Here is a 17,668-nt window from a genome sequence, read left to right as displayed (position 1 = left end):
GGATGTTGGTAATCATGGCTGTCCTTCCGGAAGTCGGTTCGCCCTCCCGACGAACGGAAGACGCGGAGACAGACACCTCCGGCGAAGAAATTTCCGAGATTCTTCTCCGGAGGTAGCTGCGCTCGGCTCCGGTCGGGGCCAAGGCGAGCGCTTCCTCGTACGCGACCCGGGCTTCTTCGGTGCGGCCGAGCCGGCGGAGGAAGTCCGCGCGGGTGGCGGGCAGCAGGTGGTAGCCCGCCAGGTCCTCGGCCAGCCGGTCGGCGAGGGCGAGCCCGGCTTCGGGACCGTCGGCCATCCCCACCGCGACCGCGCGGTTCAGCTCGACGACCGGACCCGGCCGGAACCGCCGCAACTGGAGGTAGAGCCCGGCGATCTGCGCCCAGTCGGTGTCCTCGGCGCGCGCGGCGGTGGCGTGGCACGCGGCGATCGCGGCCTGCACCTGGTACGGCCCGGGACTGCGCCGTCGCAACGCTTCTTCCAGCAGCGCGGTGCCCTCGGTGATCGCCGCGGCGTCCCACTGGGTTCGGTCTTGTTCCTCGAGCGGGACCAGTTCGCCGCCGGGGCCGTTTCGCGTGCGGCGGCGGGCGTGCTGCAGAAGAAGGAGCGCGAGCAGACCGGTGGCTTCGGGTTCGTCCGGCAGCAAGGACCGCAGCAGCCGGGCGAGACGGATCGCTTCGACGGCCAGGTCGGGGCGTTGGAGGTCGTCGCCTTCGCTGGCCGAGTAGCCCTCGTTGAACAGCAGGTACAGAACGCCGAGCACGGCGGCGGTGCGCTCGGGCAGCAAATGGGAAGGCGGCACGCGGTACGGGATCCCGGCGGCGCGGATCTTGCGTTTCACCCGGACGAGTCGTTGCGACATCGTCGATTCGCTCACCAGGAACGCGCGGGCGATCTCGGCGGTGCTGAGCCCGACGAGCGTGCGCAGCGCGAGCGCGACCTGTGCTTCGAACGCGAGCGCGGGATGGCAGCAGGTGAAGATGAGCCGGAGCCGGTCGTCCTCCACTCCGCTGGGTCCACTGTGGACGGCATCCGGTTCGTCCGGAACAGCCAGCAGCGCAACTTCGCGGAGTTTGCCGGCTCCGGCGGACGCGCGCCGGAGCCGGTCCACGGCGCGGTTGCGGGCGGCGGTGGTGAGCCACGCTCCGGGCCGGTCGGGAACGCCGTCGCGCGGCCAGGCGCGCACGGCGAGCGCGAACGCGTCCTGGGCGCATTCCTCGGCCAGGTCCCAGTCTCCGGTGACGCGGATGAGCGTGGCCACGACGGAGCCCCACTCGTCGCGGAACGCCTGCGCGAGCGCGGTTTCGGCCGCGTCGTGCTGCCCGGTCACTGCGTGCTCCTTCCCTCTCCGTGCCGTCGGACGGTTCCGCCGACCCGCTTCGCACGGTAAACCGGGACACCGACAAAAACCGGGGCATCGGCGATTTCGCGTGGTCAGGCTCCGGCGAGCCGGCCGATCCCGTCGAGGATGCGTTCGAGCCCGAACCGGAAGTGGTGCTCGGGATCGGAGGAGCCGCCGTAGGCCTGTCCCGCCGTGGTGCCGACCCGGCTCGCGCGCGGGAAGTGCACCGGATCCGCCGCCGGGATCTCGGCCAGCACCGGTGCGGAGCGGTTCCACCAGTCGACGTCGGTCATCCCGGTGCGCCGCGCGGCGCGGGTCGCGTCCACCGAACCGCGCGCCGCGCCGGCGACCAGGCCGTTGAGCAGGCTGACGATCGCGTCGAGCTGGACGTCGTCGAGGTCGAGTCCGTCCATCGCGGCCAGCTCGCGCTCGTATTTGGCGAAGGAGTGCGGGCCCAGCGTCGGGCGGCCGACGCGGATCTCCAGCAGCCACGGATGCCGGTGGTAGAGCCGCCACAGGTCCTCGGCGACCGCGGCGAGCCCGGCCCGCCAGCCCTCCGGCAGCTCGCCGGGGAGTTCGCCGTGCGCGCGGTCGAGCATCAGCTCCAGCAGCTCCTCGCGGCCGGGCACGTAGGTGTAGAGCGACATCGTGGCGACGCCGAGTTCGTCGGCGATCCGGCGCATGGTGACCGCGTCCAGCCCGTCCGCGTCCGCGACTCGCATCCCGGCGGACACCACGTCCTCGACCGACAGCTTCGGCTTCGGGCCGCGGCGCGGGGGACCGGACACGCCCCAGAGCAGCTCGATGGTCCGCCGCGGATCGCCCGGTTCCTCGGTGTCCATTTCGCTCCTTGTACGCAGTACAGAGTTTTCCGGTAGAGTAGCGCGGAGAGGCCAGCCAGGGGAGGGCGGAGCACTGAATTCAGTAGTGGTGGAGCCGGGACGGGTCGTGTTCTGGAGACCGGACGGCGCGGCGCCGGACGGTCCCGGGGCGCCCGGCACGGTCGAGGTCGTGCTGCCGGACGGCGTGCGCACGGTGCCCGCGCTGCGGTTGCCGACCGCGGACGCGGTGCCGGTGCTGCGCGCGCAGGCAGCTCCGGCGGATCCGTCGGCACGGTTTTGGGCGCTGGCGGCCGAAGCCGCGGAACGGCTCGCCTCGGCCGGGTGGACCGGACCGCTCGACCCGGCCGAGGAAGCCTGGCTGCGCAGGCTCGCCGACGCGATGCCGCCGCGCGCCCACGCGACGCCGGTCCCGAGCGATCCGGCGCGGTTGCCGGAGCCGTATCCGCTGCTGATGCGCTTCCTCGGCGACGTCGCCGGGGTGGAGCCCGCGCTGCGGGTGTCGCTGCGGATCGAGTCCGACGACCTGGCGGGGGGCCGGTTCCGCGCGGTCGTCCAGGTGCACGGCGGGACCGAGCCGTTGGTCGACGCGGAAGAGCTGTGGCGCACCGGGAGCCAGGAGGCGCGGCACGAGGTCCTGCTGGCGCTGCGGCACGGAGCCGAGGTGTGGCCCGCGCTGGCGCCGCTGCTGTCGGCGGCGGTTCCGTCGTCGGTCGCGTTGGGCGACCGCGAGATCGCCGAACTGCTCGCGGGCGCGCTCGACGCGGCGGAGCTGGCGGTGCATTGGCCCGCGGAGCTGACCGGGCTGGCCGCGCGAGCGGTGGTCCGGCCGGGCGACACGCCCTCCGACGCGCGGTCGTTCTTCGGCGGAGACCGCGTGCTGCAGTTCGATTGGCAGCTCGCGCTCGGCGACAGCGAGCTGAGCGTCGCGGAACTCGACGCGCTCGCCGAGGCCCAGCGTCCGGTCGTCCGGCTCCGGGACCGGTGGGTGCTGCTGGACCGCAAGACGGCCGACCGCGCGCGGGATCGCACGCTCAAACCGCTGACCGCGATCGAAGCCCTCGGGGTCGCGCTGACCGGCCGCGCCGAGGTCGACGGCGACCAGGTGGAGGTCCGCACCGACGGGTGGCTGGAGGAACTGCGCGAGCGGCTGTCGGCCGATCCCGTGCCGGTGCCGCAGCCGGAGGGGCTGGCCGCGACCCTGCGCGACTACCAGCTGCGCGGACTGCAATGGCTCGACACCGTCACCGGGCTCGGCCTCGGCGGCTGCCTCGCCGACGACATGGGGCTCGGCAAAACCGTCACGCTCATCGCGCTGCACCTGCACCGCGGCGCCGGCCCGACGCTGGTCGTGTGCCCGGCTTCGCTGCTGGGCACGTGGGAAACGGAGATCCGCCGGTTCGCCCCGGGGACGCCGGTGCGCCGGTTCCACGGCGCCGCGCGGTCGCTGGACGGTCTCGCCGGCGGTTTCGTCCTGACCACCTACGGCACGCTGCGCACCGATCCCGCGCCGCTGGCCGAGGTGAGCTGGGACCTGCTGGTCGCCGACGAGGCGCAGCACGTGAAGAACCACCGCTCCGACACGGCGAAAGCGTTGCGGCTGCTGCCTTCCGCGGCGAAGGTCGCGCTCACCGGCACGCCGGTGGAGAACACGCTGACCGAACTGTGGGCGATCCTCGACTGGACCACGCCCGGCCTGCTCGGCCCGCTCGCCGACTTCCGCCGCCGCTGGGGGAAGCCGGTCGAATCCGGGGTCGACCCGGCGGTCGCCGAGCAGCTGTCCCGGCTGCTGCGGCCGTTCCTGTTGCGCCGCCGCAAATCCGACCCGGGCATCGCACCCGAGCTGCCCGCCAAAACCGAGACCGACCGGCCGGTGTCGCTCACCGCCGAACAGGCCGCGCTGTACGAGGCGACCGTCCGCGAGCTGATGGCGGACATCGCGGCGAGCGACGGCATGGCGCGGCGCGGACGCGTGGTCAAACTGCTCGCCGCGCTCAAACAGATCTGCAACCACCCGGCGCAATTCCTCGGCGAGCCCGCGGACAGCACGCTCGCCGGCCGGTCCGGCAAGCTGGAGCTGCTCGACGAACTGCTCGACACGATCCTCGCCGAGGACGGCGCGGTGCTGGTGTTCACGCAGTACGTGGTGATGGCGCGGCTGCTCGAACGGCACCTCGCCGCGCGCGGCGTCCCGTCGCGGCTCCTGCACGGCGGCACCCCGGTCGCCCGCCGCGAGGAGCTGGTCTGCGGCTTCCAGAACGGCGACGTGCCGGTGTTCCTGTTGTCGCTCAAGGCCGCGGGCACCGGGCTCACCCTCACGCGCGCGGATCACGTCGTGCACTACGACCGGTGGTGGAACCCGGCGGTCGAGGACCAGGCGACCGACCGCGCGTACCGGATCGGCCAGACCCGGCCGGTGCAGGTCCACCGGCTGGTCGCGGAAGGCACGGTCGAGGACCGGATCGCCGCGATGCTGCGGGAGAAACGCGCGCTCGCCGACGCGGTGCTCGCCTCGGGCGAGGCCGCGCTCACCGAACTCACCGACGCCGAACTGGCCGAGCTCGTCACCCTCCGGAGGCAGCGATGACCGACCGGGTCCGGGGATTCCCCGCGTTTCCCGCCCGCACCGGCCGCGGTCCGTTCGCCCGCACCTGGTGGGGCCGCGCGTGGCTGCAGGCGATGGAGGACACGGCGCTCGACCTGCGGCAGCTGAAGAAAGGCCGGCGCTACGCGGCGGCGGGACTGGTCGGCCCGATCACGGTCAGCCCCGGACTGATCACCGCGACCACCGAGGACGCCGACGACGGCCCGTACCGCACCGGCGTGCACCTGGCCGAGCTGTCGGCAACGGACTGGGAGCTGCTCCTCGACCGCGCCGCCGACCACTCCGGGCACCTCGCCGCGCTCCTGGACCGGCATCTGCCGCCGGAGCTGGCCGAGGTCGTGCCCTTGCTGCCCGGCATCGGCGACCTCGACCCGGACTGCGACTGCCCGGGCTGGGAACTGCCGTGCCGGCACGCCGCCGCGCTGTCGTTCCAGGTCGCGTGGCTGCTCGACGCCGACCCGTTCCTGCTGCTGCTCGCCCGCGGCCGGACCGAGCAGGAAATCCTCGACGAACTCGGCCGCCGCACCGCCACGCGGGTCACCAGGGGAGTGCTCGCCGCGGACGCGTACGCCAGGGAGGTGCCGCCGCTGCCGGATCTCGCGGAGTTCACGCCCCGCGTCCGCTGACCCTCGCCCGCGCGCAGCCGGATCCCCGCAGACGCGACGGGAAGCTCGATGCAGCAGAGGTGGCCGTCCGGCGGGGCATTCAGCCCTCCCTGGTCACGGCCGTGCACCGGTGCCAGGGGTGTTTCGCCCGATCAGGACAGCTGCGACCCCGTTCCGAGTCCGCCGAGGAGCGTGTCGACGATGCGGGCAGGCAGGTCCGCATCGAGCGGTTCGCGGGTGAGCACGATCCTGAAGTGCAGCGGCGCGACGAGCATCTCGAGCACGAAACGGGGTTCGGTGCCCTCGGGCAGTTCTCCGCGCTGGATCGCCCGCTCGGCGATCTGGCCGGACTGGGCGTAGCGGGCTTCCCAGTACTTGTCGCGCAGCTCTTGCGTGGCCGGGTCGTCGCCTGCCGAGGCCAGGGTTCGGTCGAGCGCGTTGCCCGCGGGCGAGGCCAGGTATTCGGCGAGCGCGGTGGCGTAGACGAGCAGGTCCTCCCGCAGCGTCCCGGTGTCGGGCACCGGAAGCTGTTCGGCGGCGTCGGCGAGCAGGGCGTCGATGACGAGGTTCTCGCGGGTGCCCCACCGGCGGAAGATCGTCGTCTCGTTCACCTGCGCGCGCTGCGCCACCTCGGACACCTTCAGGCCGGTCAGGCCCTGGTCCAGCAGGAGGTCGTTGGTCGCGTGGAGGACCGCGGCGCGCACCCGGGCCGCCCGTCCGCCGGGCCGTCGCCGGACTTCCGCATCGCTCACGGGGCACCACTCTAATACAAGTCCGCTTGCTTTTAGCGGAACCCCGTGGTCATACTCTTGACGCAAGCCGACTTGCTTTAACAGCGACCGCCCACAGGAGTGCTGAGATGCGCATCGAACGGGACATCGAGGTCCCCACCCGCACCGGTTCGCCGATCCTGGCCGACGTGTTCCTTCCCGACGACCCCGGCGCGTTCCCCGTGCTGGCGTCGATCAGCCCGTACGGCAAGGACGTGCACTGGCCGGAGCGCTATCCGCTCTACGACCTGGTGCCGCACCACGAGCACATGGTCTGGGAGACCCCGGATCCCGAGTGGTGGACGGCCCGCGGCTACGCGGTGCTGCGCGCCGACACCCGCGGCACCGGCAAATCGCCCGGCCGGATGGACCTGATGAGCCCGGGCGATTCCGAGGACTTCTACGACGTCGTGGAATGGGCGGCCGAGCAGCCGTGGTCCAACGGGAAGGTCGCCTCCAGCGGCATCTCGTGGCTCGCGATCATGGGCTGGCGGGTGGCGGAGCTCCAGCCGCCGCACCTGGCCGCGATCGTGGCCTGGGAAGGCGCGACCGATTTCTACCGCGACTTCATCTACCAGGGCGGCCTGTACGCCCACGGGTTCGTCGAGTTCTGGTGGAACCGCCAGATCACCCCGCAGCGCAACGGCGACGAGGGCGACGACTGGCGCGAGGTGCTCCCGCGGCGTCCCGTCCTCGACGACTTCCACCAGGCCCGCATCGTCGATCTCGACCGGGTGACCGTGCCGGTGCTGTCGGCGGGCAACTGGGGCGCCCTGCATGTGCACCTGCGCGGCAACATCGAAGGCTGGACCCGCGCCGCGTCCAAGGACAAGTGGCTCGTGGTGCACACCGGCACCCACATCGACCCCTACTACGCCGAGTGGGCGCTGGATCTGCAACTGCGCTTCCTCGACCGCTTCCTCAAAGACCAGCCCGACCGCATGGACGGCGTGGCCCCGGTGCGACTGGCGATCCGGCACGGGCGCGAGGTCGAGTGGCGGGACACCACGGACTTTCCGCTCCCGCAGACGCAATGGCGCGAGCTGCACCTCGGCGACGGCGTCCTCGACTGGGACCCGCCCGCCGACGCCGCGACAGTTGCTTACCCCGCGAGCTTCGAGACCGCCCCGGTGTCCGAGCCGCTCGAGCTGACCGGCCCGCTCGCGCTGCGGCTGTGGCTCAGCGCCGACCAGGACGACCTCGACGTCTTCGCCCGAGTGCAGCACATCGGCGCCGACGGCGAGCCGATCCCGGCGGTCGGCCCCCAGGGCGGCCCGGTCCCGATGACCATGGGCTGGCTCAAGGCTTCCCACCGCGAGACCGACCCTGAGCGGTCGCTGCCGTACCGGCCGTGGCACCCCCACACGCGCGAAATCCCGCTCGTGCCCGGCGAGCCGACCCTGCTCGAGGTCGAGATCTGGCCCACCAGCATCACCCTCGCGCCGGGCGAGCGCCTGCGCCTCGAACTGGTCACCGGGGACAGCGACCTCGGCTTCATGACCCACGACCATCCCGGCCTCCGCCGCCCGGCCGAGAAGGCCGTCATCCACGTCGGCGGCGACCACGCCTCCCACCTGCTCGTGCCCGTCATCCCGCGATGAGAGCCCCGGAAGGAGCCGTCATGCGACAGCTCGTGGACATTTCGGTCCCGCTGCGGGACGGGATCGCCTCCGACCCGCCGGGCCACCGGCCTTCGATCACCTACGTCGACCACCGGGAGTCAGTCCCGGACCTGCTCCGCTTCTTCCCGGGCGCGACGGCCGCGGACCTGCCCGACGGCGAAGGCTGGGCGATCGAGCGGATCGAGGCCACCACGCACACCGGCACGCATCTCGACGCCCCGTACCACTACGCGTCCACAATGGACGGCGGCCGCCGGGCCATGACGATCGACGAGGTTCCGCTGCACTGGTGCTTCCAGGCGGGAGTGAAGCTGGACTTCCGCCACCTGCCCGACGGCCACGTCGTCACCCCGGCCGACCTCGACGCCGAACTCGACCGGATCGGCCACCGGCTGCGCCCGCTCGACATCGTGGTGGTCAACACCCGGGCCGGCACCCGCTACGGCCAGGACGACTACGTCGGCTCCGGCTGCGGAATCGGCCGCGCCGCCACCCTGCACCTGCTCGAACAAGGAGTGCGGGTGACCGGAACCGACGCCTGGAGCTGGGACGCCCCGTTCGTGTTCACCGCCGAGCGCTACGCGCGCGACGGCGACGCCTCGATCATCTGGGAGGGCCACCGCGCCGGTCGCGAGATCGGCTACTGCCATCTCGAGAAACTGCACAACCTGGAGAGCCTCCCGGCCACCGGCTTTCAGATCGCCTGTTTCCCGGTGAAGATCCACGCGGCCTCGGCCGGATGGACCCGCGCGGTCGCGATCTTCGACGAGGAGGCAGCGTGAGAATCGGGTCCTTGCTCGTCGACGGCGTGCCGCGCTACGGCGTCGTCGAGGGCGCTCGCATCGATCTGCTTCCCGAGACCGCGGACGTCTTCCAGGCGCTCGCCGCCGGGGAGGCCGCATCGGCGGGCGAATCGGTGTGGGACGAAACCGCGTCGATCGAAGTCCCGGTGCCGGTCGCCAGCATCCGCGACTTCATCACCTTCGAACAGCACACGGCGGGCTCGCTCCGCGCGATCACCGGAAGCGGCGAAGTCCCGGACGCCTGGTACGAAGCCCCCGCCTTCTACTTCACCAACCCGCACGCGGCGATCGGCTCGGGCGCCCCGGTCCCGATGCCGCCCGGGTGCGAGGTGCTGGACTTCGAACTCGAAGTCGCGGCCGTGATCGGCAAAGCGGGCTTCAACCTGTCCCCGGCCGAGGCGGCGGACCACATCGCCGGGTTCACCGTCCTCAACGACTGGTCGGCCCGCGACCTGCAGAGCCGCGAAATGCGCGTCGGACTCGGACCTGCCAAGGGCAAGGACACCGCCACCACCCTCGGCCCGGTGCTGGTCACCCCGGACGAACTGGCCGGCCGCGAGCGCGGCGGCCGCTACGACCTCGGCATGGAGGTCTTCGTCAACGACATCCGAGTCGGCGGCGACACGCTCGCGAACATGGCCTGGACCTTCGCCGAGCTGATCTCCTACGCCAGCCGCGGCACCTGGGTCCGGCCCGGCGACGTGCTCGGCTCCGGAACCTGCGGCGGCGGCTGTCTCGCCGAACTCTGGGGATGGCGCGGCGACCGGCAACCGCCGCCGCTGCGCGTCGGGGACACCGTCCGCGTGACCGTGGAAGGGATCGGCACGATCCGCAACACCGTGGTCGCCGGACCGCCCCTGCACGACCTTCCCCCTGCCCGCCGGACCCGCCGGGGGAGAAGCCCGGCCTGACCGCAGGTCACCCGATCCGGTGGACCCGGATCCGGCGCCCGTGCCGTCTGACCAGCGGCATCGGCCCGCGCTACAGCGCGTCGGCGATCATGCTTTCAGCAGGATTTCATCGCTCCTCCGTAGCTTCCCGGGTGCGTTCAGTAACGTGCTGACCATTCGACGCGGAGGGGACCCGATGGGGAAGAAAGCCAGCAGGATCGCGCTGATCGGCGCGGTCGTCGCCACGCTCGGCGCGCGATTCGCCAGCGCGGCACCGGCCCACGCCGACGACGCGCACTACTACATCCTGATCGGCGGCACCTGCGACGGGAAGGCAACCGTTTACCGTCCGGAGTGGCTGCAAGGCGGCATCGCGCGGGTCGTGGACTATCCCGCCGGAGCCGCCGGCGCGCCCAACTGCGACCAGACCCCGATGGACCAGAGCGTCGCGATCGGGCACGACCGGGGCCGCCAGGTCGTCCAGGACGCCTACCGCGAGAACCCGGACGCGGAGTTCACCGTCGTCGGCTACTCCCAGGGTGCGATCGTGGCGAACCTGGTGCTCGACGACATCGCCGACGACCAGCTCGGCGTCGACAAGGCGAAGTTCAGCGCGAAGCTGTTCGCCGACCCGATGCAGCCGCCCGGCCCGGCCGGGACCGGGATCAGCGCGACGCTCCCGCCGGGCGCCGGGCTGCCGTCGCCGTTCGGCGGGTACGTCTCGTTCGGCGCGGGCCGCCCGGACTTCGCCGGCGTCCGGTCCATTCGCTACTGCATCCAGACCGACGGCATCTGCGATTTCGACCCGATCCAGGCGGCCGGCGGCTACTTCGCCCAGCACTGGTGCTACCAGTGGCCGCGCCCGACCGACCAGCGGTCGATCATGGGCGACACCATCGCCGACGGCGTGTACACCAACACGTCCGTGCGGCTGGGCAAACAGGACTGCTGGGGCGGCCCGGTGCGTCCCTGACCGCCGCGGCGGGTTTCCCGGCACCCCCAGGGAAGCCGGGAAACCCGCCCCGCTACGTCCTCATCGCTTCTCGCCGAACCAGTGCAACAACCGCGCCTCCAGCTCCCGCTGGTCCTCGCCGGTCCAGACCACGTGCCCGTCCGGCCGCAGCAGCGCCGCGGGCACGTCGAGGTCCTCGCTCACGTCCACGACACGGTCGACCCGGTCCGCCCAGCCGTCCGCCGAGAGCTGCCCGGTCTGGTCCAGCAGCAGCCCGCGGCCCCGGTGCATCAGCTCGTACAGCCGTCCCCGCTTGAGCGGCAGGTCCCGCATCCGCCGTCCGAGCAGCGGATGCCCGTCGCCGAAGTCGTAGCGGACGTCGAGCGCCAGCACCTTCTCCAGCAGCAGCTGGTTGACCTCGTCGAAGGCCATCAGCTCGGTCAGCAGCCGCCGCATCGCGCGCCCGTCCGGATCCGGCGACATGACCACGCCCTGCGCGCGGACGTTGTCCAGCACGGCGTCCGCGACCGGATGCCGCTCGGCCTCATAGGTGTCCAGCAGCCCGTCCGGAGCCCATCCGTTGACCTCGGCGGCGAGTTTCCAGCCGAGGTTGAACGCGTCCTGGATCCCGAGGTTGAGCCCCTGCCCGCCCAGCGGCGGGTGGACGTGCGCCGCGTCTCCGGCCAGCAGCACCCGGCCGACGCGGTAGTGCGCGGCCTGCCGGGTCGCGTCCCCGAACCGCGAGAGCCAGCGAGGGGAGTGGACCCCGAAGTCCGTTCCGGCGTACTCGCGCAGCTGGTGTTTGACCTCCTCCAGCGTCGGCGTCCGCTCCTGCCGGTCCTCGACCACCCCGGCCGCAGGCACGACCACGCGGAACATCCCGTCGCGCAGCGGCCCGACCCCGAACCACAGCTGCGTTTTGCGGATTTCCATCACCCGCGCGGTGATTTCGGCGGGATCCGCGGTCGCCTCCATCTCGCCCAGCAACACCTCGCGCCGCGCGGGCTCGCCCGGGAACGCGACGCCGAGCGCCTTGCGCACCGTGCTCCGCCCGCCGTCGCAGCCGACCAGGTAGCGCGCTCGCAGCTCGCTCCCGTCGGCCAGCGAAACGCGCACGCCGTCGTCGTCCTGGCTCAGCCCGACGACCTCGCAGCCGCGCCGGATCTCCGCGCCCGCCTTCACCGCGTGCTCGGCCAGCAGCCGGTCGGTGATGGGCTGCGGAAGCCCCAGCACGTACGGATGCGAGGTGTCCAGCCGCTCCGGCGCGGGCCGCGCGATCCCCGCGAAGAAACCCCCGACCGGATGCGTCGACCCCTCGGCGAGGAACGGCTCCAGCATCCCCCGCTGGTCGAGGATCTCCATGCTGCGCGAGTGCATCCCAAGCGCGCGCACGTACTTCGGCGGTTCCGCCTCCTTCTCCAGCACGACCACGCGCACCCCGTGCAGCCGCAGCTCCGCGGCCAGCATGACTCCCGCCGGCCCGGCCCCCACCACGATCACGTCCACCATGAACTTCTCGTCCCCTGTACCGGAGCCGATTCCCGCCCGCGGTCTTTCCGCAGGCAGTGGCTCCGGCGGACGATTGTGGAGCACTACCCGGGCCTTGCCGCAAGCCCCGGGGTGCGCTATATGTTGAAGGGGGCAGGGAAAAGTGCCCGCCCCCTTCTGTCCCCAGTGGACGCTCCTCAGCCCTCCTTGCGGGCCATCACGTACGCCTGCTGCGTCGCCTCGTAGCTCGGGCCCGGCTCGCGCACCAGCCGCGCGTCCACCACGAAACCGGCGTCGGCGAGCAGTTGCGCGACGAAATCCGGGTCCAGCCGGTACGCGTCGGCGGCGATGTCGTGGCCGTAGGCGTTTTCGATGCGGCGGCGCTGGTTGTCGCCCACCTGGAACGCGGTCAGCAGCCAGCCCCCGGGCCGCAGCACCCGGGCGAGTTCCTTGGCCAGCACCGGAAGCTCCTCCGGCGGCGTGTGGATCAGCGAGTACCACGCGAGCGCACCGGCGAGCGAGCCGTCGGCGAGGTCCAGCGCGGCGAGCGAGCCGACTTCGAAGCGCAGGTGCGGATGCGTCCGGCGGGCCACCTCGACCATCGTGGGGGAGAGGTCGACGCCGAAGACGTCCAAGCCCAGCGAGGCGAGGTACCCGGTGAGCCGGCCGGGGCCGCAGCCCAGATCGCCCACCGGCCCCTCGCCGGTCAGCTCCGCGAACGCGCCGAGCATCGTCCGGTCCCACGTGCTCGACTCGAGGAAATCCTTGAGCATCTCGGCGTACGACTCGGCGACGGTGTCGTACGCGGTCCGCGTCTCGGTTACGTAAACAGGTTCGGTCACGGGCAGGGACAGTAGCCCGCGCCGCCGCGCCCTGTCCGGCGGAACACGCGGACTAGACGCGGGCGCGGGCGATGATCGCGGAAGTGTCGGTTCCAGCGGGCAAAGTGCCGAAAGCCAGGCCCCAGTCGCCGCCGAACCGCGTGCCGCAGAACGCGTCCGCCACCGCGCGCGGAGCGTGCCGCACGAGCAGCGAACCCTGCAGCACCAACGCCATCGACTCGACGACCCGCCGCGCCCTGAACTCCAGGTCGTCCACATCGGACAGATCCTTCTTGAGCCGGTCGACCGCGTCGTCGAGCCGCGCGTCCCCGCCCGCGGCCTGCTCGACCTCGGCGAAGAACGCCGCCACCGACTCCGGCTGCCGTCCCATCGCCCGCAACGCGTCGAGCGCCGCGACGTTGCCCGAGCCCTCCCAGATCGACATCAGCGGCGCTTCCCGGTACAGCCGGGGCATGCCCGATTCCTCGACGTACCCGTTGCCGCCAAAGCATTCCAGCGCCTCGGCCGCGTGCATCGGCGCCCGCTTGCACACCCAGTACTTGGTCACCGCGAGCCCGAGCCGACGGAACGCCTGCTCCTGCTCGTCGCCGGGCCGGTCGCCCGCGGCCGCGAGCCGCATCGACGCCGCCACCGCCGCTTCCGCCTCGAGCACCAGGTCTGCCAGCACGTTCGCCATCAGCGGCTGGTCCACGAGCGCCTTGCCGAACGCGTGCCGATGCGTCGCGTGGTGCACCGCGCGGACCGCGCCCAGCCGCATGCCCGAAGAACTGCCGAGCGCGCAGTCGAGCCGGGTGTTGTTGACCATCTCGATGATCGTGCGGACCCCGCGGCCCTCCTCGCCGACGAGCCAGCCCACCGCGTCGTCGTACTCGATCTCCGACGACGCGTTCGACCGGTTGCCGAGCTTGTCCTTCAAGCGCTGCAACCGGATCGGGTTCCGGCTGCCGTCCGGGAGCACGCGGGGGAGCAGGAAGCACGACAGCCCGCCGGGGGCCTGCGCGAGCGTGAGGAACATGTCCGACATCGGCGCGCTGGTGAACCACTTGTGCCCGACCAGCCGGTAGCTGCCGTCGCCGGCGGGCCGCGCCGAGGTGGTGTTGGCGCGGACGTCCGACCCGCCCTGCTTCTCGGTCATCGACATGCCCGCGATCAGGCCGCGTTTCGTGCCCGGCTCGCGAAGCCCGAAGTCGTACTCGGTCGAGGCCAGCAGCGGCTCGTACTCCGCCGCCAGCTCCGGATTCGCGCGCAACGCCGGAACCGCCGCGTACGTCATGGAAATCGGGCAGGTGTGCCCCGCCTCGGACTGGCTCCAGACATAGAACTTCGCCGCCCGCGCCGCGTGCGCCCCCGGCCGCTCGTCGCGCCACGGCGCGGCCTGCAGCCCGTGCGACACCGCGACGTTCATCAGGTCGTGCCAATGCGGGTGGAACTCGACCTCGTCGATCCGGTGCCCGTACCGGTCGTGCGTGCGCAGCACCGGCTCGTTCTCGTTGACCAGCCGGCTCCACTCCTGCACCTGCTCGCTGCCGGCCAGCCGCCCCAGCTCGTGCAGCTCGTCGACGACCCACGACGCCTCGGTGCGCCCGACCGCCTCCGCCAGCGCCGGATCGGCCGCGACGTCGTGCTCCAGCGGCGGGACCTGATTGACGACCTCATGCGTCGCGGGCATCCGAACCTCCCAGTGACCGCACGACGAACGTGCGCAACTCGCTGACCTCCGCCGACCCGCCGCTGGTCAGCGGGCCGATCAACACCTCCGCCGCGGCGCCGACGAGCGCCGCCGCGCTGACCGCCGCGTCCTGCGCGGGCAACACCCCGGCCCGCACGCCCTCCGCGACGTGCTCGGCCACGACATCGCGGAACACCCGCCGGAACTCGAGCCGCTCCGCGTCGATCACCGCGTCCACCGGCTCCGCCAGCAGCGCATACGCCAGCCGCGGCGCCTTCAACGCCCGCATCGCGAACGTCTCGAACACCGCCACGACCCGCGCCACCGGATCGACCGGCCCGCCCGCGGCCGACCGCACCGCCTCGACCTCCCGCGACACGACCTGCCGGAAAACCCGCACCACGAGATCGGCCTTGGTGGGGAAGTGCCGGTACACCGTGCCGACCGCGACCCCGGCCCGCTCCGCGACGGCGGCCACCGAACAGCCGGAGTAGCCGTGCTCGGCCAGCTGCTGCACGGTGGCGTCGAGGATGGTCTCCCGGAGCGCGTCGAGCCGCTCCTGGACCTTGGGGGTTCTGCGGTAGGCCACGGGAAGAAGTGAACCACCGATTCACAACTTGCGTCAACGGTCGCTTCGCTTGTCCGGCGCGGGACGCTTTCCTTTGACCGCTAATTCGTTTGCCGCACCACCGCGTCCGCCGGGACCATGCCCGTTATGCGCTTCTCGATCAACATCCCGAACTTCGGCGATTTCGCCGACGCGCGGACCGTGGCGAGAGTGGCGGCGGCGGCCGAACAAGAAGGCTGGGACGCGCTGTTCCTGTGGGACCACGTGGTCCACGACAAGGAAATCCGCCGCGACCAGCCGTTCGGCGACCCCTGGATCCTGCTGACCGCGGCCGCGCTGGCGACCTCCACGCTCAAGATCGGCACGCTGGTCACCGCGGTGCCCCGCCGCCGTCCCGAGCACCTCGCCCGCCAGGTCGCCACCCTCGACGCACTCAGCGGCGGACGGGTCATCTTCGGCGCGGGCCTCGGCGGGCCGATCGACGATGAGTTCGGCAGCTTCGGCCAGCCCACCGACCCGGTCGTCCTGGCCGAGCACCTCGACGAAAGCCTCGGACTCCTCGACCGCTACTGGTCCGGAAACCCGGTCGACCACGACGGCAAGCACTACCAGGTCCGCGACGTCACCCTCCGGCCCGCCACCGTCCAGCAGCCGCGCCCGCCGGTCTGGCTGGCCGCCGTCTGGCCCAACCGCAAGCCAGTCCGCCGCGCCGCGCGCTGGGACGGCGTCGCGCCGCTGTTCAAAAACGCCACGCACGGCGTCGCCCCGGCACCCGAAGACGTCCGCGATGTCGTGTCCTACGCCCGAAAACACGGCGCGGGGGAGAACTTCGAATTCGTCGTCGGCGGCCGCACCCCCGGCGACCCGGCCCGGGCCCGCGACGTGCTCGCCCCGCTGGCCGAAGCAGGCGCGACCTGGTGGGACGAACGGCAGCTGATCACCACCAGCGACCTCGACCGCCTCGAACCCACCCTGCGCCGCATCAGCCAAGGACCGCCCAGGGGAGTGGACTAGACCTCGACGACCAGCACCCGGCTCAACCGCTCCGCCAACGGCCGCATCGACTCGGCGGACACCACGCCGCCCAACCCGGCCGCCGGAAGGAACCGCACCGTCGTCCCGGTAGTCCCGTCCGACCGCACCGCAACCAATTCGTCGGCCGGGACACCGTTGTGGTACCGCTGCGTCCACGCGCCCTCAGCACGGCGATTCGTGTGCACCAGCCACTCGCTCAACGCCGCGACCACCGACATCCCGTACCGCGGATGCCCGTCCGGGAGGGGAGTGGCGGGCGGAGAATCGAAGTACCGGAAGTCTTTCGTCGCCATCACCGGCTTCCGCACCGGCCGCCCGTCGTCGCCGGTCGCCATCTGCGTCCCGCGACCGTAGTCAGTGACAGAAACCGAACCGTCTGGGTGAAATTCGACGACCGCACGGCCCGCGCCCTGATCCTCGGCCTCGTCCGCGGCGTAGGCCAGCACCTCGAGAACGAGGTGGCACATCCCGCTCGGCGCGTACCGCGTCGGATTCTCGCGGATCAACCGCAGATGCTCCGGATCGTGGTCACGGGACCAGTCGTGCGTCGTCGGCTCAGGAAGCGGCATCCACTCATCCTGCCGCCGGCGCTTGACCTTGTCCGCGCTCCAGCACATACGTTCGCCGCCATGACCACAACATTGATTACCGGTGCTACCAAAGGACTCGGCTACGAAACCGCCCGCCGTCTCGTCGCCGCCGGACACACCGTCTACGTCGGCGCGCGCGACGCCGCCCGCGGCCAGCGAGCGGCGGAGGAACTCGGCGCACGGACCGTCCAGCTCGACGTCACCGACGAAGCGTCGGTCCTCGCCGCGGCGAAAACCGTCGAGGCCGAAGGGGGACTGGACGTCCTCGTCAACAACGCGGGCATCGCCGTCGAACTGAAGAGCGACGGGGAACCGGTCGGTGCGGGCGAAACGACCGCCGACCTGATGCGGACCACGTTCGAGACCAACGTCTTCGGCGTCGTGCGCGTCCTGCACGCGTTCCTGCCGCTGCTGCAGCGATCGTCCGCGCCGGTCGTGGTGAACGTCAGCAGCGCGCTGGGCTCGCTGGGCCGGATGACGGACCAGGCGACACACCAGTACGCGTACCGCGGCATGGCGTATCCCGCGTCGAAGACTGCGGTGAACATGGTGACTGTGCAGTACGCGAAGGCGTACCCGGGAATCCGGATCAACGCCGTCGAACCCGGCTACACGCGGACGGACATCAACCGACGCCAAGGCGGCCAGCCGGTCGAACAGGGCGCGGAGATCATCGTCCGGATGGCGCAGATCGGAACCGACGGACCGACCGGCACCTACACGGACATCGACGGCCCGTTGGCCTGGTGAGTTGTCCCTGCAGCCGGGGCAGCGCCTTCAACGGCTTACTTGACATAATGTACATTATCGGCGTTTTGTCGACCTGCTGATCAGCGGGTTGAGGAGAGGCTTCCCAAGGGTCTGATGCGCTTGCATGACTTGCTTCTGTGCGCATCGGCGCGAGACTCGGACGCTCCTGGACTCATTGGGCATTGGCTGACATCCGGCTGGGGGCAGATCGACGCCCCGGAGCCCCTGGGCGGGTTTCCGCCGGAGGGCGACCCGAGATCCCCGACGGGAACCGCCGTCCCAGTCGTGCTTAATTCGTCAC

Annotated in this window: 15 protein-coding genes and 1 pseudogene; 8 read left to right on the top strand and 8 right to left on the bottom strand. The window is 71.7% G+C overall.

Annotation, left to right across the window (positions count from 1 at the left end; translation table 11 throughout):
* Window positions 1-85: 85 nt before the first annotated feature.
* Window positions 86-1,327, bottom strand: a pseudogene (locus CU254_RS19110) (RNA polymerase sigma factor); the annotation flags it as partial.
* Between the two features lie 104 nt (window positions 1,328-1,431).
* Window positions 1,432-2,181, bottom strand: a complete 750-nt coding sequence (locus CU254_RS19105) for a TetR/AcrR family transcriptional regulator (protein ID WP_009078490.1) — start codon at window positions 2,179-2,181, stop codon at window positions 1,432-1,434.
* A 106-nt stretch (window positions 2,182-2,287) separates the two neighbouring features.
* On the opposite strand from CU254_RS19105, the gene CU254_RS19100 reads away from it, so the two are divergent.
* A complete protein-coding gene (locus tag CU254_RS19100) occupies window positions 2,288-4,765 on the top strand; it encodes a DEAD/DEAH box helicase (protein ID WP_234392846.1) in 2,478 nt (825 codons plus the stop codon).
* Window positions 4,762-5,409 (top strand): SWIM zinc finger family protein, encoded by a 648-nt coding sequence (locus CU254_RS19095; RefSeq protein WP_009078488.1) that lies wholly within the window; start codon window positions 4,762-4,764, stop codon window positions 5,407-5,409. Before CU254_RS19100 ends, CU254_RS19095 begins: the two co-directional genes overlap by 4 nt.
* Window positions 5,410-5,540: 131 nt before the next feature.
* On the opposite strand, the gene CU254_RS19090 is transcribed toward CU254_RS19095, so the two are convergent.
* Window positions 5,541-6,140: a TetR-like C-terminal domain-containing protein gene (locus tag CU254_RS19090; RefSeq protein WP_009078485.1), complete on the bottom strand. Its 600-nt coding sequence runs from the start codon at window positions 6,138-6,140 to the stop codon at window positions 5,541-5,543.
* Between the two features lie 107 nt (window positions 6,141-6,247).
* Between CU254_RS19090 and CU254_RS19085 the strand changes: the two genes are divergently transcribed.
* From CU254_RS19085 to CU254_RS19070, 4 genes are all read left to right on the top strand, one after another.
* On the top strand, window positions 6,248-7,759 hold the full coding sequence (locus tag CU254_RS19085; protein WP_009078483.1) for a CocE/NonD family hydrolase: 1,512 nt from the start codon (window positions 6,248-6,250) through the stop codon (window positions 7,757-7,759).
* Window positions 7,760-7,779: 20 nt separating this feature from the next.
* Window positions 7,780-8,562, top strand: coding sequence for a cyclase family protein (locus tag CU254_RS19080; RefSeq protein ID WP_009078481.1), 783 nt, complete (start codon window positions 7,780-7,782; stop codon window positions 8,560-8,562).
* The gene (locus CU254_RS19075) at window positions 8,559-9,494 is read left to right on the top strand and encodes a fumarylacetoacetate hydrolase family protein (RefSeq protein WP_009078479.1); all 936 of its coding nucleotides are present in this window, start codon (window positions 8,559-8,561) and stop codon (window positions 9,492-9,494) included. The genes CU254_RS19080 and CU254_RS19075 overlap by 4 nt, the downstream gene beginning before the upstream one ends.
* 175 nt (window positions 9,495-9,669) lie before the next feature.
* A complete protein-coding gene (locus CU254_RS19070) occupies window positions 9,670-10,446 on the top strand; it encodes a PE-PPE domain-containing protein (RefSeq protein WP_037714154.1) in 777 nt (258 codons plus the stop codon).
* Between the two features lie 60 nt (window positions 10,447-10,506).
* Here CU254_RS19070 and rox read toward each other — a convergent pair whose 3' ends face one another.
* From rox to CU254_RS19050, 4 genes are all read right to left on the bottom strand, one after another.
* Window positions 10,507-11,934 carry a rifampin monooxygenase gene (rox, locus tag CU254_RS19065; protein WP_009078474.1) on the bottom strand — a complete coding sequence of 476 codons (1,428 nt, stop codon included), beginning with the start codon at window positions 11,932-11,934 and terminating at the stop codon, window positions 10,507-10,509.
* Window positions 11,935-12,110: 176 nt separating this feature from the next.
* Window positions 12,111-12,755, bottom strand: a complete 645-nt coding sequence (locus tag CU254_RS19060) for a class I SAM-dependent methyltransferase (protein ID WP_009078473.1) — start codon at window positions 12,753-12,755, stop codon at window positions 12,111-12,113.
* A gap of 52 nt (window positions 12,756-12,807) precedes the next feature.
* Complete coding sequence (locus CU254_RS19055; RefSeq protein WP_009078472.1) at window positions 12,808-14,424, bottom strand: acyl-CoA dehydrogenase family protein; 1,617 nt, start codon at window positions 14,422-14,424, stop codon at window positions 12,808-12,810.
* Complete coding sequence (locus CU254_RS19050) at window positions 14,408-15,013, bottom strand: TetR/AcrR family transcriptional regulator (RefSeq protein WP_009078470.1); 606 nt, start codon at window positions 15,011-15,013, stop codon at window positions 14,408-14,410. The genes CU254_RS19055 and CU254_RS19050 overlap by 17 nt, the downstream gene beginning before the upstream one ends.
* A 126-nt stretch (window positions 15,014-15,139) precedes the next feature.
* Between CU254_RS19050 and CU254_RS19045 the strand changes: the two genes are divergently transcribed.
* Window positions 15,140-16,006, top strand: a complete 867-nt coding sequence (locus tag CU254_RS19045; RefSeq protein WP_037714152.1) for an LLM class flavin-dependent oxidoreductase — start codon at window positions 15,140-15,142, stop codon at window positions 16,004-16,006.
* Here the strand turns inward: CU254_RS19045 and CU254_RS19040 are convergent.
* On the bottom strand, window positions 16,003-16,596 hold the full coding sequence (locus tag CU254_RS19040) for a hypothetical protein (protein ID WP_050788448.1): 594 nt from the start codon (window positions 16,594-16,596) through the stop codon (window positions 16,003-16,005). The two genes, CU254_RS19045 and CU254_RS19040, sit on opposite strands and share 4 nt — an antisense overlap.
* Before the next feature lie 60 nt (window positions 16,597-16,656).
* On the opposite strand from CU254_RS19040, the gene CU254_RS19035 reads away from it, so the two are divergent.
* A complete protein-coding gene (locus CU254_RS19035; RefSeq protein WP_009078466.1) occupies window positions 16,657-17,367 on the top strand; it encodes an SDR family NAD(P)-dependent oxidoreductase in 711 nt (236 codons plus the stop codon).
* Window positions 17,368-17,668: the final 301 nt, after the last annotated feature.

This window comes from Amycolatopsis sp. AA4 (assembly GCF_002796545.1).
In the GTDB taxonomy this organism is placed as follows: domain Bacteria; phylum Actinomycetota; class Actinomycetes; order Mycobacteriales; family Pseudonocardiaceae; genus Amycolatopsis.
The sequence above is the reverse complement of the archived record's forward strand: the minus strand, read 5'-3'. Positions and strand labels throughout refer to the sequence as shown.